The 18,186-nt window shown below is 57.3% G+C and carries 21 protein-coding genes and 1 pseudogene; 12 read left to right on the forward strand and 10 right to left on the reverse strand.

Annotated features, from left to right (window positions below; translation table 11 throughout):
• Positions 1 to 5: 5 nt before the first annotated feature.
• The 6 genes from I5192_RS18230 to I5192_RS18255 all read left to right on the forward strand — a co-directional run bounded on the left by I5192_RS18230 (position 6) and on the right by I5192_RS18255 (position 4,923).
• Positions 6 to 1,046 carry an ABC transporter substrate-binding protein gene (locus I5192_RS18230; protein ID WP_223118367.1) on the forward strand — a complete coding sequence of 347 codons (1,041 nt, stop codon included), beginning with the start codon at positions 6 to 8 and terminating at the stop codon, positions 1,044 to 1,046.
• A 66-nt stretch (positions 1,047 to 1,112) separates the two neighbouring features.
• The gene (locus I5192_RS18235) at positions 1,113 to 2,198 is read left to right on the forward strand and encodes an ABC transporter ATP-binding protein (protein WP_223118368.1); all 1,086 of its coding nucleotides are present in this window, start codon (positions 1,113 to 1,115) and stop codon (positions 2,196 to 2,198) included.
• Positions 2,199 to 3,068: an ABC transporter permease gene (locus I5192_RS18240; RefSeq protein ID WP_255612176.1), complete on the forward strand. Its 870-nt coding sequence runs from the start codon at positions 2,199 to 2,201 to the stop codon at positions 3,066 to 3,068.
• Positions 3,065 to 3,907 carry an ABC transporter permease gene (locus I5192_RS18245; protein WP_223118370.1) on the forward strand — a complete coding sequence of 281 codons (843 nt, stop codon included), beginning with the start codon at positions 3,065 to 3,067 and terminating at the stop codon, positions 3,905 to 3,907. Before I5192_RS18240 ends, I5192_RS18245 begins: the two co-directional genes overlap by 4 nt.
• A 2-nt stretch (positions 3,908 to 3,909) precedes the next feature.
• Positions 3,910 to 4,611, forward strand: coding sequence for a type 1 glutamine amidotransferase (locus tag I5192_RS18250; RefSeq protein WP_223118371.1), 702 nt, complete (start codon positions 3,910 to 3,912; stop codon positions 4,609 to 4,611).
• Positions 4,612 to 4,923 carry a 2Fe-2S iron-sulfur cluster-binding protein gene (locus tag I5192_RS18255; RefSeq protein WP_223118372.1) on the forward strand — a complete coding sequence of 104 codons (312 nt, stop codon included), beginning with the start codon at positions 4,612 to 4,614 and terminating at the stop codon, positions 4,921 to 4,923.
• Positions 4,924 to 4,951: 28 nt separating this feature from the next.
• Here the strand turns inward: I5192_RS18255 and I5192_RS18260 are convergent.
• The 4 genes and pseudogenes from I5192_RS18260 to I5192_RS18275 form a co-directional block, all read right to left on the reverse strand.
• Positions 4,952 to 5,545 (reverse strand): annotated as a pseudogene (locus tag I5192_RS18260) (IS3 family transposase); the annotation flags it as partial.
• Positions 5,546 to 5,593: 48 nt separating this feature from the next.
• A protein-coding gene (locus I5192_RS18265) for an IS3 family transposase (RefSeq protein WP_223118374.1) occupies positions 5,594 to 6,720 on the reverse strand; the annotation gives its coding sequence in 2 pieces (ribosomal slippage) (positions 5,594 to 6,456 and positions 6,456 to 6,720; 1,128 coding nt in all).
• Between the two features lie 493 nt (positions 6,721 to 7,213).
• Positions 7,214 to 8,281, reverse strand: coding sequence for an L-glyceraldehyde 3-phosphate reductase (gene mgrA, locus I5192_RS18270; protein ID WP_170683947.1), 1,068 nt, complete (start codon positions 8,279 to 8,281; stop codon positions 7,214 to 7,216).
• Between the two features lie 284 nt (positions 8,282 to 8,565).
• Positions 8,566 to 9,159 (reverse strand): TetR/AcrR family transcriptional regulator, encoded by a 594-nt coding sequence (locus I5192_RS18275; protein WP_170683949.1) that lies wholly within the window; start codon positions 9,157 to 9,159, stop codon positions 8,566 to 8,568.
• Between the two features lie 103 nt (positions 9,160 to 9,262).
• On the opposite strand from I5192_RS18275, the gene I5192_RS18280 reads away from it, so the two are divergent.
• The 3 genes from I5192_RS18280 to I5192_RS18285 all read left to right on the forward strand — a co-directional run bounded on the left by I5192_RS18280 (position 9,263) and on the right by I5192_RS18285 (position 10,842).
• Positions 9,263 to 9,688 carry a VOC family protein gene (locus I5192_RS18280; RefSeq protein WP_170565567.1) on the forward strand — a complete coding sequence of 142 codons (426 nt, stop codon included), beginning with the start codon at positions 9,263 to 9,265 and terminating at the stop codon, positions 9,686 to 9,688.
• An 83-nt stretch (positions 9,689 to 9,771) separates the two neighbouring features.
• The gene (locus I5192_RS22565) at positions 9,772 to 9,903 is read left to right on the forward strand and encodes a hypothetical protein (protein ID WP_255612179.1); all 132 of its coding nucleotides are present in this window, start codon (positions 9,772 to 9,774) and stop codon (positions 9,901 to 9,903) included.
• A gap of 150 nt (positions 9,904 to 10,053) precedes the next feature.
• Entirely contained in the window at positions 10,054 to 10,842 is a 789-nt protein-coding gene (locus I5192_RS18285; RefSeq protein ID WP_170565564.1) for a VOC family protein, read from the forward strand.
• A 299-nt stretch (positions 10,843 to 11,141) separates the two neighbouring features.
• Here the strand turns inward: I5192_RS18285 and I5192_RS18290 are convergent, their stop codons facing one another.
• The gene (locus tag I5192_RS18290; protein ID WP_170565561.1) at positions 11,142 to 11,372 is read right to left on the reverse strand and encodes a hypothetical protein; all 231 of its coding nucleotides are present in this window, start codon (positions 11,370 to 11,372) and stop codon (positions 11,142 to 11,144) included.
• Between the two features lie 97 nt (positions 11,373 to 11,469).
• Positions 11,470 to 13,062 (reverse strand): hypothetical protein, encoded by a 1,593-nt coding sequence (locus tag I5192_RS18295; protein ID WP_170683955.1) that lies wholly within the window; start codon positions 13,060 to 13,062, stop codon positions 11,470 to 11,472.
• Positions 13,063 to 13,225: 163 nt separating this feature from the next.
• Between I5192_RS18295 and I5192_RS18300 the strand changes: the two genes are divergently transcribed.
• Positions 13,226 to 13,537 (forward strand): hypothetical protein, encoded by a 312-nt coding sequence (locus I5192_RS18300; RefSeq protein WP_170451072.1) that lies wholly within the window; start codon positions 13,226 to 13,228, stop codon positions 13,535 to 13,537.
• A 20-nt stretch (positions 13,538 to 13,557) separates the two neighbouring features.
• Complete coding sequence (locus tag I5192_RS18305; protein ID WP_223118375.1) at positions 13,558 to 14,157, forward strand: HdeD family acid-resistance protein; 600 nt, start codon at positions 13,558 to 13,560, stop codon at positions 14,155 to 14,157.
• A gap of 67 nt (positions 14,158 to 14,224) precedes the next feature.
• On the opposite strand, the gene I5192_RS18310 is transcribed toward I5192_RS18305, so the two are convergent.
• The 4 genes from I5192_RS18310 to I5192_RS18325 all read right to left on the reverse strand — a co-directional run bounded on the left by I5192_RS18310 (position 14,225) and on the right by I5192_RS18325 (position 17,112).
• Entirely contained in the window at positions 14,225 to 14,722 is a 498-nt protein-coding gene (locus tag I5192_RS18310) for a DUF6653 family protein (RefSeq protein WP_170683958.1), read from the reverse strand.
• 93 nt (positions 14,723 to 14,815) lie between these two features.
• Positions 14,816 to 15,193, reverse strand: coding sequence for a nuclear transport factor 2 family protein (locus tag I5192_RS18315; protein WP_170511100.1), 378 nt, complete (start codon positions 15,191 to 15,193; stop codon positions 14,816 to 14,818).
• 39 nt (positions 15,194 to 15,232) lie between these two features.
• Positions 15,233 to 16,162: a DMT family transporter gene (locus I5192_RS18320; protein WP_170511096.1), complete on the reverse strand. Its 930-nt coding sequence runs from the start codon at positions 16,160 to 16,162 to the stop codon at positions 15,233 to 15,235.
• Entirely contained in the window at positions 16,162 to 17,112 is a 951-nt protein-coding gene (locus I5192_RS18325; RefSeq protein ID WP_170683961.1) for a glutathione S-transferase family protein, read from the reverse strand. The genes I5192_RS18320 and I5192_RS18325 overlap by 1 nt, the downstream gene beginning before the upstream one ends.
• A gap of 115 nt (positions 17,113 to 17,227) precedes the next feature.
• On the opposite strand from I5192_RS18325, the gene I5192_RS18330 reads away from it, so the two are divergent.
• Entirely contained in the window at positions 17,228 to 18,148 is a 921-nt protein-coding gene (locus tag I5192_RS18330) for a LysR family transcriptional regulator (protein ID WP_170511090.1), read from the forward strand.
• Positions 18,149 to 18,186: the final 38 nt, after the last annotated feature.

An 18,186-nucleotide genomic window follows, 5' to 3' on the forward strand; every position in this document is an offset into this window, starting at 1 on the left:
GAAACATGAAGAACCTGACACTGACCACCAGCGTTGCCGCGCTGGTTCTGGCTGGCGGCGCGGCCTCTGCACAAGAGCTCAACGTCCTGACATGGGAAGGCTATGCTGACGACAGTTTCATCAAGCCGTTCGAAGAGGCCTCAGGGTGCAAGGTAAACGCGACCTATGTCGGCTCGAACGACGATTTCGCGCCGAAACTGGCGGCGGGCGGCGGGGTCTACGACCTGATCACGCCGTCGATAGACACAACTCAATTGATGATCGACGCGGGTTTCGTGGAACCGATTGACACGTCGAAAGTCGACGCCTGGGGCGACATCTACCAGAAATTCCTGGATCAGGACGGCATCCAGGAGGGCGGCGAATATTACGGCGTGCCCTATACGTGGGGGTCTATCCCGTTCATGTATCGCAACGATGCCTTCGACACGCCGCCCACCTCCCTCAAGGCACTGTGGAGCGACGACCTGTCAGGCAAGATCTCGCTATGGGATGATAAATCGGCGCTTTATGTCGCCGCGCGACTGAATGGTAACATGAACATCTATGACCTCAGCGACGACGAACTGGCCGCCGCGCAGGCCAAGCTTGTCGAACAGAAACCGCTGGTGCGCAAATACTGGGCGACGGCGGGCGAACTGGTCGATCTCTACGCGGGCGGCGAGGTGGTGATCTCGAATACCTGGGGCGGCTACCAGTCGGCGCTTCTGGCGGAGCAGGGCATCGAGGTGACCGAGTTCATCCCCGAGGAAGGCGCTGAAGGATGGATGGACAGCTGGATGGTCGTCAAGGGCACACCCAACACCGAATGCGCCTACAAGTTCATCAACATGCAACTGAGCGAGTTGGGCCAGTGCGGCGTTGCCAATGTGAACGGCTATTCCGTCGCCAACCCGGTCGCGGCCAAGGCCTGCATGCCGCCTGAGCAATTCGAAGCGCTGCACCAAGCCGATCCGGACTATCTCGATAGCCTGCTGCTTTGGCAGCCGCTTGGCGAACGCCTCGAGACCTACACCAATACGTGGAACTCGGTAAAAGCCCAGTAACAAGGAAACGTGCGGCGGGGCTTGTGTGGACTTGCCCCGCCGTTCAAATCACAGGCTTGAACAACCATGCCCGCAATCATCGAGCTTTCGAAAATCAGCAAACACTATGGCTCTGTCATCGGGGTCGAGCACGTGGACCTCAACGTGGCGGACGGAGAGTTCCTGACGCTTCTAGGCCCATCGGGCTGCGGCAAGTCCACCTTGTTGCGGATGATCGGCGGGTTCGAGATGCCGACCACGGGCACGATCACACTTTCCGGGCAGGACGTGACTCACCTGCCACCGCAAAAGCGCGACGTGAATATGATGTTCCAGGATTATGCGCTCTTTCCGCATATGACGGTTGGGCAGAACATCGCCTACGGGTTGAAGATGAAGGGCATCGGCAAGAACGAAGCCCGGCGCAAAGCGGAAGACGCGCTGGAACTTGTCGGTTTGGTCGACAAGATTGACCAGCAGCCGCACCAGATGTCGGGCGGCCAGAAACAGCGCGTAGCGCTGGCCCGCGCCATCGTGCGCGAGCCCAAGGTTCTTCTGCTGGACGAACCTCTATCGGCGCTGGACGCCAAGTTGCGTGAGCAAATGCAGGTCGAACTCAAGCACATGCATGACAAGCTGGGGATTACCTTCATCATGGTCACTCACGACCAGACCGAGGCGCTGGTCATGTCCGACCGCGTCATCGTGATGGAAAGCGGGCGCATCGCCCAGGACGGCACGCCCGAAGAGCTTTATGAGCATCCGTTGACGCCCTATGTGGCGAACTTCATCGGCACAACCAATTTTCTGCCGGCCCGTATAACTCAACGCAGCGCACATGAAACCCGGTTGGATGTGGCCGGCCAGATTCTGACAACCCAGTTTGACAGGGTGCCACAGGGCGATCGCGTGCGCGTCGGTGTGCGCCCGGAAAAGGCGCGCTTCCTCAACGGGTCGGCGGCTCCGGGCAATATTTTGGCCGGCACGGTCAGCGAACACATCTACCACGGCACCAGCCTGCGCACTGCCGTTATACTGCCCGATGGAACCGAATTTTACGTGGACGCGATGCTGCCGTTTGGAATGGCAAGGGCAGACGCGCCCGCGATTGGCAGCGAGGTCCGGATCGGAGTCGAGCCCGAAAATGTACTTCTCTTTGACGCCGAGGATTGAATGATGGGGGGCACTTTCCTTTCGCGTCATTCCGCCAAGCTGGTCCTGGGCATCCCGATTCTATGGATCGTGCTGTTCATGCTGGTGCCCTACGGCGTGCTGCTGACCTACAGCTTCTGGATCAAGAAATACCCGCTGTTCGTTCCTGCCTTCCAGTTCGGCAATTACTGGACGCTTTTGACCGACCCGCAATACGTGCAGGTGCTCTTGCGTACGCTCAAGATCGCGGCGCTGGTGTCGGTTGCATCGTTGGCTTTGGCCTATCCCTTCGCCTATTTCCTGGTTTTCCGACTTAAGAACCACACTATCCGCGTGTTCCTGTTTATGGGTGTGATCGCCCCCTTGTGGGTCTCTTACCTGCTGCGCGCCTATGTTTGGAAAACCATTCTGGGAACCGAGGGTATCCTGAATTCCTTTCTGATGAACATCGGGATCATTGATGAGCCGTCCGGGATCTTCCTGTACAACCAGTTCGCGATGGTGCTAACGCTGACCTACATCTTCATCCCCTTCATGGTCATGCCCATCTATACCGCGCTTGAGAAGATCCCCGGCAATCTTGGTGAGGCGTCGGCAGATCTGGGCATGGGCGCCTTCGCGACGTTCTGGAAGATCACACTGCCGCTCTCGATGCCCGGTGTGGTGGCCGGATTTACCATGACGTTCTGCCTCAGCTTCGGAGATTTCATCGCGCCGTTTCTGGTGGGCGGCCCGGATGGCCAGATGGTGGCGAACGTGATGGTCTCGCAGTTCGGGGCGGCGCTGAACTGGCCTCTGGGTTCGGCACTGGCCGTGGTGATGCTGATCATTGTGCTGACAATCATTTCGCTTTCCGACCGGTTTGAACAGTCCGGAAAGGTCGAACTATGAGCGCCGCTTCCACCACTCTTGTTGCCACTGCACCCGCCAGGCGTGGCCGACTCGCCGCTGACAGCGGATTTGTCCTGATCGTTTCGCTGGTCATGGCGTTTCTCTACCTGCCGATCTGGATTCTCATCATCTACAGTTTCAATGACAACCGGACGCTGACCTGGCCGCTGACCGGATTCACCACGCACTGGTACGAGCAACTGTTCCAGAACGAGCAGCTGCTCACAGCCATCGGCAACAGTTTCTACGTTGCCACCTGTTCAACCTGCTTGACGCTGCTTGTGGGCGTACCCGCCGCGCTGGCACTCCACCGGTTCAGCTTCCCCGGCAAGACGATTTTCCGGCGGCTTCTACTGTTACCTATCGCGCTGCCGGGGATCGTGACGGGCATCTCAATGCTCAACATGTTCAAGATGTTCGGCTTCAACCTCAGTCTCGAAACCGTCATCCTTGGCCATGCCACCGCGCTTCTCGCGGTCGTGGTGACACAGGTTTTTGCCCGACTTCAACGGCTGCCCAAATCTCTGTCGGAAGCGTCATCGGATCTGGGTGCAAACCCGCTGCAGACATTCATCCATGTTACACTGCCGAACATTCGTACCGCGCTCATTGGTGCCGGACTTTTGTCCTTCGTCCTGTCCTTCGACGAGATTCCGGTCACGTTCTTCCTGACTGGCCGAGACAACACGCTTCCGATGTATATCTATTCGACCATGCGGCGCGGGGTGACGCCGGAAATCAACGCGGTCGGCACGATCATCGTACTCATGTCGCTGATCCTGATCATCATCTCGGTTGTCTTCACCGTGCGCGACAACACGAGCAAGGGGATTGCGTAGCGATGCGCATCTGCATTCTCGAAACCGATGTCCCTGCCGACGAGATGAAGAAGGAACACGGCGATTTTGCCGACATGTTCGAGACGTGGCTATTCCCAGCCCTGCCCGAAGCGACATGGGACAGGTTCGCGGTTCATAGTGGCGACAATCTGCCAAACGCCGACAGCTTCGATGGTTACATGATTACCGGCTGCCGCCACGGAGTGTATGATGATCTGTCATGGATGACGCCCTTGGCCGGGTTTCTTCGACACCTCAGGGACAGGCACATTCCGGTTGGAGGCGTTTGTTTCGGCCATCAGATCATGGCGCACGCCTATGGCGCCCAAGTCGAGAAATCAGGCGACGGATGGGTGTTAGGGGCTGACACCTACGACAACCTCGCGGCTTTTGCGATTCATCAGGACCAGGTGCAGTCAATACCCACCGGCGTGCGTCACGTCACTGGAAGCCCGCGCTGCCGGATTGGTCGCATCGCCTACGCGTTTCCTGCCTTGTCGGTCCAGTATCATCCGGAATTCACAGCAAGTTTCATGAAATCCCTACTTGACCACTATGGAGGTACACGGATTGACAAGTCGCTTACTGAAGCGGCGGAACAAACGTTGTCGCACCCCACCCATGTCGGCGATATCGCCCGTGATTTTGCCAAGATATTTCGATGCGCGCGGCCAAGAGATGCAGAAGCCACCCAGGAGGAGTAAATGTCCGTGATCCATGTGAAGGATAGAGACGGGTCAGAGCATACGCTAGAAGCCCGGCCAGGTCTGAAGATCATGGAAATCATCCGTGATGCCGGCCTTCCCATCGAGGCGGCCTGCGGCGGCTCCTGCGCATGCGCGACCTGTCATGTCTATGTCGCGCCCGGCTGGATCGCTCGCCTGGACCCACAGGATGATATGGAGGTGGATTTGCTGGATCTCGCGGACGCGGTCACCGAAACCTCGCGCCTGTCCTGCCAGATCGAATTCGATGAAACTTTGGATGGATTGAAGGTTGAATTGGCGCCGGAATGAACTGGCACTACGTCCGTCACCAAACTGTCTAGCCCCCTGTGTCTGGGCCACTGATCTGGGGTTTCTCTAATAGGGTTTCAGGAACGGGTGGGCGCATGTTGAGTGCCTGATGCGGCCTGGTGTGATTGTACTGCTTGAGCCAGTGATTGATGACGATCTGAGCTTGCTTGGTCGTCATGAACCATTCCGCATTGAGAACCTCTCGCCGCAATGTTCCATTGAACCGCTCGTTGTATCCGTTCTCCCAGGGCGATCCCGGGCAAATGCGGATCGGCTTGATGCCAACGCGTCGAAGCCAGCCCTGCATCGCCTTTGCTGCGAACTCGGGGCCATTATCGGATCGGATATACTCTGGGGAACCGTGGTGCAGCAGGAGTGGATAGAGTGCTTCGAGAACATCGTCGGCACCCATCTTGGTGCGGACCACGACAGCCAAGGCCTGCCGCGTGAACTCATCGAGAACCGTCAGCATCTTGTAACTGCGCCCATTGCTGAGCTTGTCGTGGACGAAGTCGATGGCCCAGACGTGGTTCGGATGCGTTGACCTCAATCGGATGATCGAGCTGTCCTTGTGGTAGAGCCGCTTGCGCTTCTTGTGGCGCTGCGGAAGCTGTAACCCCTCTTCCCGCCAGGAGCTGGCGTGCCCCGAACAGGTGGTCCGGTTTGATTGTTAGTGCATCGTGGGCCTCTGGTCCATCGGGACGACGCTTTCTGGCGCGGGTGGGCGGTATCCCAGAGCGCTGTGGGGTCTGACGGTGTTGTAGTGAGCGCGCCATTGCTCGATCAGGATTTGCGCTTCCCGTAAGCTGTAGAATAGCTCGCCGTTCAACAGTTCATCGCGGAACCTGGCGTTGAAGCTTTCGCAGTATCCGTTCTCCCAGGGCGATCCCGGCTCGATGTAAGCCGTCTTCGCGCCAACAGCGGCAATCCAATCCCGTACCTTCCGGGCAATGAACTCAGGGCCATTATCGGATCGGATGTATTCCGGCGGGCCGCGCAGGATGAACAGATCGGTCAGCGCATCCACCACATCCGTTGAGTTGAACTTGCGATCGACGCGGATCATCAGAGCCTCCCTGGTGTATTCGTCGATGATGTTGAGCGTGCGGTAGACCCGACCGTCATGGGTGCGATCCTGGACGAAGTCATAGGACCAGACATGGTTGGGCCGTTCGGGCCGCAGGCGCACACACGATCCATCGTTCAGCCACAGCCGGCCCTTTTTCTTCTGCTTTTGCGGAACCTTCAGCCCTTCACGTCGCCAGATGCGCTCGACCCGCTTGTGGTTCACGTGCCAGCCCGCATTGTTCAGCAGTCCCGTCACCATCCGATAGCCGTAGCGCCCATACTTGTCGGCCAACTCGATGATGTCGTCCGTCAGGCGCTCTTCATCGGCGCGACCTTGTGGAACCTTACGCTGTGTGGAGCGGTGCTGTCCCAGCGTGCGGCAGGCGCGGCGCTCTGAAACGCCAAGCTCCCGACGCACATGATCGATGCATTGCCGGCGACGCGAAGGGCTCAGAAGTTTCCCTTCGCAGCTTCAGCGAGAATGAGCTTGTCCAGCGTCAGATCGGACACCGCTCGACGCAGACGCTGGTTCTCTTTCTCCAGCTCTTTCAGCCGGGCAAGCTGAGACCGCCCCATCCCGCCGTAAAGCTTTCGCCATCGATAGAACGTCTGCTGCGTCACACCGATCTGGCGAACCGCCTCGGCGATCGTCGCGCCTTGTCCTTGCAGAACTTCAACCTGCCGAAGCTTCGAGACAATCTCTTCGGGCTTCTCTCGTTTCCCAGCCATCGCTGATCCTCCAATTTGAGGGATAACCTATCCCAGTTGGTGGACCACTTTCAGGGGGCTACTCCAAAACCCTGCGGCTTCGAAGCCCCAATCAAGGCCGCCGCATCCGCTGAATAGGCTTACATATCGAAGATTCGCGTCCAATGCGGGTTCTTTGCCCCTTAGTTCCTATCCGTATCAACACGGTTCTGTTGCTCGCTCAATGTCGCTCGACGATTAGCCAAATCACGATACGGTTTGTCACATGAGTATACAAGCCGACCTTCTTGTGGTGAGCGCATCCAACGATCCTCAAGGGCATACTTCCAAGGACAGGTTTGCAGTCGCAGCGAATGTCTGAAAAGTGGGTAGCGACCGCAGCATCCGACCGAGGTGCTGAGAGTCCGCTTCGGGCCGGTTAGTCTTGATAGTTATTTATCCGAGCTGCAGAAGCTGCAGCCGCCAATGGCCTCAAGTTCCAAATGCTCTCGGGTTTTAGCAATTATAAGATTGGTCATTCTGTTTCTGACGACCGAGCCCACAAATTGATATCTTCTTCCGAACTGATTGCATCGATCCTTGCCAACTCTTCATCACTGAAGGCGAGGTTATCGACTACGCCTGCGCAATCTACGATCTGACCCGGCCGGGACGCACCAATAAGCGCGGTCGTTACGCGTCCGCCTCTTAACACCCAGGCCAGGGCCATTTGCGCCAGAGTTTGCCCGCGTGCCTCAGCCATGTCGTTCAGAGCACGCACACTTGCCAGAGATCGCTCGTTGATCATGCCATCAAGTAGCGACTTCCCTTGTGTAGCACGGCTGCCATCCGGAATATCGCGCAGGTACTTTGACGTTAGAATGCCTTGTGCCAGCGGCGTGAACGCAATCGATCCTACCCCAAGATCGTTCAGGGTATCGAGCAAACCGTCCCGCTCCACCCAACGGTTGAGCAGATTGTAAGAAGGCTGGTGAATCAGGCAAGGTGTGCCAAGGTCGTTGAGAATCTTCACCGCCTCGCGTGTGCGTTGGGAGTTGTAGCTCGAGATACCTGCGTAGAGCGCGCGACCCGACCGTACGATATGATCCAACGCGCCCATCGTCTCTTCGAGCGGCGTGTCGGGGTCAAAGCGGTGGGAATAAAAGATGTCGACGTAATCAAGCCCCATGCGCGCGAGTGATTGGTCACAGGACGCGATCATGTACTTGCGCGACCCCCATTCTCCGTAGGGTCCCGGCCACATGTCGTAGCCTGCTTTGGAGGAAATGATCAATTCATCCCTGTAGCCCGCGAAATCAGTTCTTAGGATTTCGCCAAATGCCTCTTCTGCCGATCCGGGTGGTGGACCGTAGTTGTTCGCCAGATCAAAATGAGTGATCCCATGGTCGAATGCGGTCCGACACATTGCTCGCTTGTTTTCGTGCGTCGAGTCCGCACCGAAATTATGCCACAGGCCCAAGCTGACAACAGGAAGCTTCACACCCGACCGCCCACATCGCCGATAAACCATTCGCTCATAGCGGTTCGGCTCCGGGGTGTAAGGATTGGGTTTTGGCTTTGGTGGTCGTTGAGCTTTGGTCATGCGCTTATAATCAATGGAATGTTGGGCCTGTCAAACGGATCAACTCCGGTAAGATCGACACGAGATTCTGCGCGTCCTAGATGGGTGTTTATGGTTAGTCTTACTCCAGCACCAATGTCTTACGGTTTAATCGATTGCGTTCGGTACCGCCGCATAGACGCCGCGAAAGTCTGCAATGCGGGCTGCAACCGCAGCATCAATATGGCGGGTTGGATGTCGGCTCTGGGCCGAGTAACTCACGGAAGAAAGGGTAGGGACCCATACTGCGGGGCTTCCGAGGTCTGCTAGTTGCCCTTGAGTACTTCACCAATCAAATGGTTCATAACCTCCTTGTAGACCTCCGGATCGCCCCCATAGGCGATCTCAAGAGCGGCGCGATCAAACGCGGCCGACAACAAATTAGTCAAAGCATCGATCTGTTTTGGTGAATGCTTAGGAAGAGCCCGCGAAAGCCCTTCACGAAGTTCCTCTGTTCCATTGGCCCGGGTCAACGCGACAGCGGTGCTGTGCCCTAATACCGCTGGGGCCTCTTCCATCAGGAGGCGCACCCGACCTGGAACCAACATCGCATCAAAAAAGGCATTCGATCCTGTCACCATGGCCCGTTCGGGATCGGCCACATTGCGCGTTTCCTGGTCAATATGGTGTGAGATTGCTTTGGCCTCCTCTTCTGCGACGGCGCGGAAAAGGTCAGCCTTGTCCTTGAAATGATGATACAGCGCGCCGCGGGTTACGCTGGCCCTACGCACGATGTCTGGGGTTGCAGTATCGGCAAATCCCGAATTCACAAACAGTTCTCGGGCAGCTTCTACGAGTTTGGCACGCGTTTCGGCGCGTCGGTCTGCCTGGCTGCGTCGGGCGGGTTTTTCTGTGGGCAAATCTAGCGGCTCCGAATATCACTACAAGCACCTTACATACATCTTGCATGTATTTGCAAATCTATGATACATACAAAATGCATGTAAGTTAGGGAGATCGAAAATGCGTGTCACTCAATATTATCCGGTCATTCAGTCTGAAACGGTTTCTGAGACGGCAGAGTTCTACAAACGTCACTTTGGCTTCCGCTCGGCATTCGAGGCGGATTGGTATGTGCATCTACAAAGTGAAGTGGATTCGTCGGTCAACCTCGCGATCGTCCAGTCGGACCACGAGACGATCCCGGAGATTTCCCGCGGTGCGTCTACGGGCATGATCCTTAATTTTGAAGTCGAGGATGTCGACAAAGTGGATGAACGACTTCGGTCGGAAGGAGTTCCGGTGGCAAAGTCACTTGTGAGCGAGCCGTTTGGCCAACGCCATGCGATATATCGCGATCCAAACGGGGTACTGATTGATGTTATCACTCAGATCCCACCCTCAGAGGAATTCCTGTCTCAATATGCAGCCGACGCGGTACCGTCGTAATTCGTGGTGCCGGATGGCCAGGTTGGTTCGAAGCAGTTGGAACGATTTGCCCGCGTGTAAAGCGACCAATTCTGGACAGATCAGTGACCCTTGCCGAGTTGGCCACCTTTGATACTGGGGCGGCCTTGTTATCTGTGCCCTTGTTCGAACGCTACACCGAACACGGTCGCCTGATACAACCCTTCAGTGAAGCCGTTAACGCTGGTAAATACTGATTCGCCTAGCCTTCGGATCGCCCCGCAACGGATGCTATGGGTAAATTTGCAGAATGGCTGACCGCCAACGGAGCCACTGAATTGAGTGACTTCACGGACCAGAACCGCGCAAATTGATCTGCATCAATATTTGGACCGCAAACGAGAGTTATGGCGAACGGAAACAGTTTGGATGAAGTCGCGGTGACAAAAGAAAAAGTTGGCCGAGTTGTCTGGCACGATCTTTTCACGCCTGATGTGGAAGCTTCCAGGTCATTTTACGAAAGCGTGGCAGGTTGGAGCTATATTGTCGAACACGCCACAGATTTCGCATGGGGCGGCGGCCATCGAGATTTTGTCCTCGCAACTCTCGATGGAGAGGCAGGGGCCGGGGTCGTTTCTCAAAATCAGGTGCTCTTTGAAGGGTGGATTCCTTATGTTGAAGTCGAAGATGTAGATCAGGCCGCCAAACTCGCCGTCAAGCTTGAAGGATCAGTAGTGAAACCTCCCTTTGAAGTTCCGGGGGTTGGCCGGAACTGCCTCTTACGTGATCCGCTTGGCGCATTCTTCGGTATATCAGTTTTGCGTCACGACTATCCTGTCCCCGCTCGCCAGTTTACGCACGAACACTACCTATCTCGCGGCGGCGCATTCCCGGACAACTTCTACCACCAAATGTTCGGATGGAATCTCTCACCTGCTAGAAACGTACCTTCGTCACAGAGACCAATTAGTCTAAAAGACGAAGTGTTGGCGATATGTGCAGCGGAACCTGCAGTTCCCAACAACAACGTGGCGTGGGCGCCGGGTGTTCGCGTCGACTTTCTCGAAAACGCGCTCAGCAAGATCAACTCAGGCTCAGGTTCCGTGCTTGCTCGTCATCAGAAAAATAAAAATACTTTTGAGAAGGGTCTGGTATGCGATGCAACTGGGGCATTGTGCTGTGTCGTCCAGAATTGATGCTCGGTCGCAAGGTTCGCAGTCTATTGTCTATAACGGCATCCTCAAGTGGGTCAAAAATCTCAAATCTGACTTTAGTACAAGTGTAACCCAATTCCACTTTGCCCCGTTAGAGATAATACATTTAGCGCCAGTTTTCACAATCGCAGCGAAGGCAGGAAAGCGCGCTGCTAGCGAAGTGTGCGAGAACCATACTTGAGGTTCGGGTCGGGGCGATTGCACTTGATAGTTGTTAGAATTGTGAGCACGCAACATCCTGATGCGAAACGGCATTGTTTGGCCTTGAAAACAAGGACCGGCTATTCCAGAAATCCGTCGATGGTCGAGGCGACGTCAACGGCGGTTTTCACATCAGACATGCTGGTGTTCTCAAAGGCGCTGCCGCTTTCGACACTTGGCCTGAGCCTCTCATAAATGGATAGGATTTCCTCTTCCAGTTTGGTCGGCTTTTCTTCGGACCAGCTGGCCTTGGTTTTTGCGATATCCGTCGCAAGTTTCATCAGATCAAGGCGCTGAGGCAGAGTTAGCATTGGTTGGTTCCGGGTCTGTTTGCGATGTCAGGACCAGCCTACGCACAGTGGTCGAACGGGCAGAGTGAGTCACCGTTAAATTCCTGACGGCCGGACCTCAGTCCAGCGCCCCGGTTGCGCGCAGCGCCTCAGTCATTTTCTGTGAGATGTCAGATGGCACATGCCAGATCGCGTAGAGCGTCTGGATAAAACGGTCAACATCGGGAATGTTGGTCTTCAGGGCCAACAGGGTTGAATCCAGGTCGGCGTCCGGTTCCGTGTAAGGGATGCACATAAGCTCAAGCACTTCAGAACCATTCCACATGCCACCACCGACTTTGCGCGCCGCTGAACGCGCGCCGCTGTAGTCATCTTTCATGAAACAGATCAGGAACGTGCTTGCGTGGTACCAGCCGGGCGGGTTGGGGCTCAGCTCGATCGCGCGGGCGCTCAGTCTCGCGGCCTGTTCAAGATCGCCGCGCAACGCAAAGCAGGCCGCCAGATCGGCCAACATGTCTGGATAATTCGGATTGGCCCGCAATGCTTTAGCGGCCGCTTCTTCAAAGCTTTCGAACTCTCCACGATGAAAATGGGTCAAAAACAACGCGTGCTGGCCGGTTGCGTTCAGCGGATCCAGAGCGACCGACCGCTGTGCGGCCTCCAGCGCGCGATCAAAGGGCGGGGGGGACTTGCGAAAATTGAACCCGCCGCGCAGTTCGTCGCCGTAGACAATCGCGAGCATCCCCCAGGCGCCGGCATATTCGGGATCAATCTCAACGGCGCGCTCCAGCAGGTCGCGGACCTTCTTGTGTTTTTTAACCGTGGGTTCACGCCAGTATTCGGTGGCCAGCAACCTGCACTGATAGGCATCCAGCGTGTGCGTCTGTGCCCTGCGCTGCACTGCACCTGTTCGATGGATCACTCCGTGGGGTTCCGCGATTTCCGTGGCGATCCGGGCGGCGATATCGTCCTGAATTTCAAATAGGCTGTCCGCGCTCAGGTCGCGGTCATAAGTGTCCGCAGAAACCTGTTGGCCGGTTTCCGCGTCAATAAGCTGGGCGGTGACGCGCAGCTTGTTGTCCCAATGTCGCACGCTGCCTTCGACCAGATATTGGACGTCGAGTTCGCTTCCGACCGCGCGCGGATCGCGGCCGCGGCCGCGAAAGCGAAAGGTGACGTGCCGGGACAGCACGCTCACCTCGCGAAACCGGGCGATGGCCGAGATGATTTCCTCGGTAAACCCATCGGCCAGATATTCCTGCGACGGGTCTCCGCTCAAGTTGTCAAAGGGCATCACGGCCACCGCGACCCGTCCGGTTGCCGCCGGGGGCGTTTCGGCATCGGTCCGGCGTTCGGGGTCAAACGCGATCTCAAAAACCGGGGCGTAGGACCCCTTGGGAATATGTATTCGAACCGGGTCCTCGCGCCCTTCCTGAGCGTAATAGAGATCCAGCCGGCTGCGCATTTTATTGGCCTGAACCCGAACGATCGTGTCGATGGTGGGGTCGAAATCCTCGGGCTTGTCGAAAACGTCAATGCCGATTGCATAGCCTTTCAGCGTCTCGGACCGACCCGCTAGCGCTTCGCCGACAATATGCGACAGAAAGCGGTTCAGGCGCGTGGTATCCGCGAAATGCGGACTGACGAGGACGCGCTTCAACTGTTCCTGAATAGCGCTTGGATCGATGGCAGAGCTTACTTCGGCAAGCATGTTTCCCTCCGTCGCTCAACTTTGTCCGATGACGAGCAGCGCCACAAGACAGCGCGACGGTTTAACCGTGACTCACTCGGATGCGGGCCGTGGATCTGCGAGGGTCTGGGCCATGGCGCTCAAAAGAGCCCAGCAAACATATGACCCATGAAAGGACTGAACCATGACAACATTTTCCGAATTCGTACAGAAAGCCAAAGACGACTATACCCGTGTCGAGGACGAGCTGAAATCGTTCGAACAGAAGGTCAAGGACGCGGGCGACGCGACCGACAAGTGGACCCAGGAGCAGGTGACAAAGCTGCAATCCGATCTGCAGGAAGCAAAAGACAAGGTCACTGACCTTGCCGATCGCATCCAGAAAGAAGGCGAAGACGCTGTGACGGACGCGCATGATCAGGCGAAGAACCATTGGGAAGCCTTGCACGCCGCCGTTGCCGCCTATCGCGATCATCTCGACAAGTCGGTCGCCTGACCCTGATCCTGGAGGTCGACATGACTGATTCAGTTAATGAAACCGTGCCGAAACCCGCGCTCATGGAAGAGGTCGCCGGTTGGCAGCCTCGACCGGTCTGGCTGATTGTGCTCGGCGTCGCCATGCTCTGTGTAGGGCTGTGCGCCGTAGCCTTCCCGCTGATGTCCACGCTCGCTGTCGAAGCCTTTGTCGGCGTGGCCCTGCTGGGCGGAGGCATCGTCACAGCGATTCAGGCATTTGCGGAAAAGGCGTGGAAAGGGTTCTTCTGGCTGTTGGCCATCGGTGTTCTGAACGCGCTTGCGGGGCTTGTTCTGTTGCTTGATCCGTTCGGCGGCGTTCTGGCACTGACCCTTGCGCTTGGCGCGGTTTTTCTGGCCGAAGGTGTGTTGCGGATCGTAATTGCCATTCGGTCGCGTCAGGAGCGGCCCATGGCGCTGATGATTGCGTCCGGCGCGATGGCCATCCTGCTTGGCGGCCTGATCCTGACCAGTATCGTCAATGGCTCGTCCCTTGTTCTGCTGGGGGTTCTTGCCGGCCTGAACCTGATTTTCGCCGGTGTGTCCCTGATGTCTTTGGGGCTGTCGCAGCGGCCCTCGGCGCATGGGGGTCCACAAGCTTAAGCGTGTCCTGGCAGACCCGGAATGGCAGGGGCATCTGATGCTCCTGCTTTCCGTTTTCACAGCGCCGCTATTTTCCTTGCCAGGTGCTTGCTGCCCGAGTGTCTTCAAACAGCCAGACCATGCGGTCCAGAAACCACAGCTTCCCACCCATAACCAGCAGCAACCCCAGAAGCGTCGGCCAGAATTGAAGCTGCCAAAGCCCCCAGACCAAGGGGCCGATTCCGACCGCGCTGACTGCGGCCAGAATAAGAGGCATCCGGCGGTGCCTTGCAGGGATCGGCGATTTCGCGCGCGCAAGCCAGATCCGTTCCCCAAGTACACCTTTGGACATCCAGTTTTCCGGATTGCCCGTTTTGCGGAAGGCGCGGGGGTTCCACCATGTCCAGAATACAACAACAACGACCGGAACAAGGCACCACCAGCCCAGCCAAACCCGGCTCCAGACGGCCAGAACGAACAGGGGCGGGATGCTCAGGCGGCTCCAGCCGCTCCACGGGTTGGTGTGCCGGTCCCAGACGTCGTCGGACATCGTCATGAGCTGTTCCAGAATGCTGCGATCGGTCATCGAACCCTCTTCCGAAGCTGGATCGCAATTATGGCCGTTTCTGCCCGTGTCGGCCAGAGCGGCAGGCAACGCGCGCAGCCCTGGCCAAAGGCATCAAAGACCGGAGATATCCACATACACCCGGTAATCCGCGATCCTGTCCTCGCGAAAGTTGAACCGTGCAGCAAAGCGCACGTCGTGCGTGCTTTGGTCCTTGCGCGTATAGTGAACGGTGCCGTCGCAGAACGCAGTATCGCCGCTGGACCAGATGCCGGTGATGGTATGTTGCATACCCTGGATCGTGGCAAAGAACCCTGCGTTCGCGGCTTGCACGGCTGTGCGCCCGTCAATCTGTTCGAAATTGCCAAGCTGGAACTGCACGTCTTCGGTGACATGCTCGACAACGCCGGCTTCGTCCAGCGCGTCAACAGCGGTGTAAAGGGATGCGATCCGGGGCGCGTGGGCCGCTGTGGTGGGGGCAGTGATTTGCATGTTTTGGTTTCCTTTTCTGTTTGAAAGTTATCGGTGGGTCTAAGTCTGGTTGGCCTGTGACCGTCGGTGCAGGACCGGCGGGAGTTTCAGGTGACCGTTGGTGACGGCTAGCCCAAGGAACAGGATTGCGAGGGACCCCAGCAGCCCAAGGCCAAGAGGTTCCCGAAAGACAATTGCCCCGATTGCGATGCCGGAAAGCGTGGCAAAATAGCCGACCTGGGCGAACCCAACGCCATCCGTGCGCCGCTGTACTTCGAAGGTCAGCGCATAGCTGAGCGCAGTGATGGATCCGATGCCGAAGATTGCGCCAAGCAGGGCAGGGGGCACCGAGACGTCGCTGATTGTGGTGCCGCGTCCCAGTATCAGGGCGGAAATCAGCAACAGCTGTGACAGAAGCGTTCCGGTCGCCAGCCCCAACGGATCGCCGCCGGGCGGGTAGGCATAGCTGCGAAAGACATTGCCGTAGGCCAGAAACAAGGGCCCCAAAAGCGACAGGGCAATCCACGCCGGCTCGACTCCCGACAGGTCAAACCCACCCATGGTGGCAAGGCTGACCCCGGCAAGGCCGATCAGAATACCAACCAAGCGGTGCAACGGCAGCATCCTGCGCGCGATCAGTGCCGTTATCGCAAAGGTAAACAGCGGTGACAGCGTGACGAGGGCGGAATAGAACCCAAGGCTCACATGCTCCAGCACCAGAAACCCGATCACAGCGGGGCCGCTGACACCGAAAACTCCGGCGCCGACATAATAGGGAATGTGCCACGCGTTGAGCGCCACGCGCTTCTGCGACAGCAAACACAACGCCAACAGCGCGATGCTGGCCAGCAAAACCTGCCAGAACAAAGCGGTCAGAGCTGATATTCCTGCCATCGAGACGAATTTGGACAAAGTGAAACTGACCCCCACCAGGACACCGATGGCCATGATCAGCGCGGATACAGGGGATCTTCTGACAATATCAGGCATCACGCGGCCCCCATTTCCGGCACATCGGTTAAGCGCAGAGAAGCCGGGCCGATCGGGATAATTCCGCTGGGGTTGATGTGCCGATGGCTGAGGAAGTAGTGCTGACGGATATGGGCCATGTCCACAGTGTCAGCCACGCCCGGCAACCGCATGATGTCGGCCAGATAGCGGGACAGGGCAACATAGTCGCTGATGCGTTTGTAGTCGGTCTTGAAGTGGGTCACATAGACCGGGTCAAACCGCAGAAGTGTCGGAAACAGCTTCAGGTCAACCTCTGTCAGCACGTCTCCGGCTAGGAACCGGCGTTGGCCAAGCGTTTCTTCAATCGCGTCGAGGCAGGCAAAGAGCGCCGTTACGGCCTCGCCATACGCGATCTGGCTGGTTGCAAACCCGGCGCGATAGACGCCTTCGCGGATCGGTGACTGAATTTGTTCGGCGATCCGGTCGATTTCGTCGCAAAGATGGGACGGGCGAAGATCGGGTCCCGCGGTATCGGGAAACGCCGTCTGAAGCATGCGCATGATCTCGGCCGATTCGGTGCTGACGATCCGGCCTGTATCCGTGTCCAGTAGCACAGGCACGCTGATCGGACCCGTGTAATCCGGCTTGGCGTGCTGATAGACTTCGTAAAGGAAGCGGGTGCGTTCTACACCGCTTTGATCGTTGAACAGCGTCTGGTCGATGACCCAGCCGTTTTCCGACATGACCGGGTCCATCCATGTGATGCTGAACGCATTGCGTAAGCCTTTCAAAGTTAGAATCAGATCGACGCCATGACACCAGGGGCAGGCTTTGGACAGGTAAAGGTGGTATCGGCCGGGCGTGTTCGGAAACGGGGCGCCTGGTTGCACGCTGATGTGGCTCGTGAATGGGCTTTGCAGGCGGTGAAAACGACCGTCCGAGGCGAGCGGTCTGTCACGCAGAACTCCGTTGATAAGCATCTTGGGCATGGCAGCCTCCGGCGTTAACAGGACATGCAGATACCTATTAGGCTTTCTATTTGATGATAATCGTGTGAATTTGAAACTTATAGGTGAGAATAATTCGCCCAAAGGATCGCAAAACATGACTGAAATTGGCGCTATCCCTGTGTTTGTGGCCGTGGCGGACCATGGCGGTTTCGCAGCCGCCGCCCGGCATCTGGGTCTTACAAAATCAGCGGTCAGCAAGCGGATCGGCGTGCTGGAGGCCCATCTGGGAACGCAGCTCTTTCATCGGTCGACACGGTCCATTTCCCTTACCGAGGCGGGCGAAATCTATCTGGCCCACGCGGCGCAGGCGCTTGACGCAGCGCAGGACGCCGAAGACGCAGTTGCGGCGTTGCAGGGGCAACCGGTTGGATTACTAAGGCTCAGTACACCCATGTCCTTTGGACAACTGCATGTTGCGCCTATGATTGCTGCATTCCTCAGGCAATATCCGGGGATCAGAATTGACCTGACGATGGATGACAAATTTGTCGATCTCGTCGAAGGGGGCATCGACGTGGCCTTACGCGCCGGAACGTTGCCGAACTCGGCCCTGATCGCACGCAAACTCGCCCCGATCCACAGCGTGATTGTCGCTGCGCCGGACTATCTTGCGCAGTCCGGAACGCCAGAAACACCTGAGGATCTTCTGGCGCATTCCTGCCTTCACTACGCCTATTCGCGCGACCCTTCGGAATGGCGCTTAGCCGGGCCCGCGGGTGACATGCGCGTTCAGACATCTGGTGTTCTGCGCGTGAACAACAGTGAAGCCCTGTGCACCGTGCTGCTTGACGGTCTTGGTATCGGCCGCCTGCCGACCTTTATTGCCGGAGCCCACTTGACCAGTGGCCGTCTGGTCAGGGTGCTGCCCGAGTATCGCCTGCCTGAACAGGCGCTGTACGCAGTCTTCCCTGAACGAAAGCACATGCCAGCGAAAGTTCGCGCGTTTTTGGATTTCGTCGTGGAACGCATCGGGCACGACGCACCCTATTGGGATTTGGATGCAGGTCCGCTTTAGGGACAAGGGCCGATGATACTCTAACATTAAACCTGGAC

Source organism: Ruegeria sp. SCSIO 43209, from assembly GCF_019904295.1.
Lineage (GTDB): Bacteria > Pseudomonadota > Alphaproteobacteria > Rhodobacterales > Rhodobacteraceae > Ruegeria.

Excerpts from the sequence above, each read along its gene's own strand:
- I5192_RS18230 (WP_223118367.1), top strand. The coding sequence starts at position 6 with ATGAAGAACCTGACACTGACCACCAGCGTTGCCGCGCTGGTTCTGGCT.
- I5192_RS18235 (WP_223118368.1), top strand. The coding sequence starts at position 1,113 with ATGCCCGCAATCATCGAGCTTTCGAAAATCAGCAAACACTATGGCTCT.
- I5192_RS18240 (WP_255612176.1), top strand. The coding sequence starts at position 2,199 with ATGATGGGGGGCACTTTCCTTTCGCGTCATTCCGCCAAGCTGGTCCTG.
- I5192_RS18245 (WP_223118370.1), top strand. The coding sequence starts at position 3,065 with ATGAGCGCCGCTTCCACCACTCTTGTTGCCACTGCACCCGCCAGGCGT.
- I5192_RS18250 (WP_223118371.1), top strand. The coding sequence starts at position 3,910 with ATGCGCATCTGCATTCTCGAAACCGATGTCCCTGCCGACGAGATGAAG.
- I5192_RS18255 (WP_223118372.1), top strand. The coding sequence starts at position 4,612 with ATGTCCGTGATCCATGTGAAGGATAGAGACGGGTCAGAGCATACGCTA.
- mgrA (WP_170683947.1), bottom strand. The coding sequence starts at position 8,281 with ATGACCAAAGCTCAACGACCACCAAAGCCAAAACCCAATCCTTACACC.
- I5192_RS18280 (WP_170565567.1), top strand. The coding sequence starts at position 9,263 with ATGCGTGTCACTCAATATTATCCGGTCATTCAGTCTGAAACGGTTTCT.
- I5192_RS18285 (WP_170565564.1), top strand. The coding sequence starts at position 10,054 with ATGGCGAACGGAAACAGTTTGGATGAAGTCGCGGTGACAAAAGAAAAA.
- I5192_RS18290 (WP_170565561.1), bottom strand. The coding sequence starts at position 11,372 with ATGCTAACTCTGCCTCAGCGCCTTGATCTGATGAAACTTGCGACGGAT.
- I5192_RS18295 (WP_170683955.1), bottom strand. The coding sequence starts at position 13,062 with ATGCTTGCCGAAGTAAGCTCTGCCATCGATCCAAGCGCTATTCAGGAA.
- I5192_RS18300 (WP_170451072.1), top strand. The coding sequence starts at position 13,226 with ATGACAACATTTTCCGAATTCGTACAGAAAGCCAAAGACGACTATACC.
- I5192_RS18305 (WP_223118375.1), top strand. The coding sequence starts at position 13,558 with ATGACTGATTCAGTTAATGAAACCGTGCCGAAACCCGCGCTCATGGAA.
- I5192_RS18310 (WP_170683958.1), bottom strand. The coding sequence starts at position 14,722 with ATGACCGATCGCAGCATTCTGGAACAGCTCATGACGATGTCCGACGAC.
- I5192_RS18315 (WP_170511100.1), bottom strand. The coding sequence starts at position 15,193 with ATGCAAATCACTGCCCCCACCACAGCGGCCCACGCGCCCCGGATCGCA.
- I5192_RS18320 (WP_170511096.1), bottom strand. The coding sequence starts at position 16,162 with ATGCCTGATATTGTCAGAAGATCCCCTGTATCCGCGCTGATCATGGCC.
- I5192_RS18325 (WP_170683961.1), bottom strand. The coding sequence starts at position 17,112 with ATGCCCAAGATGCTTATCAACGGAGTTCTGCGTGACAGACCGCTCGCC.
- I5192_RS18330 (WP_170511090.1), top strand. The coding sequence starts at position 17,228 with ATGACTGAAATTGGCGCTATCCCTGTGTTTGTGGCCGTGGCGGACCAT.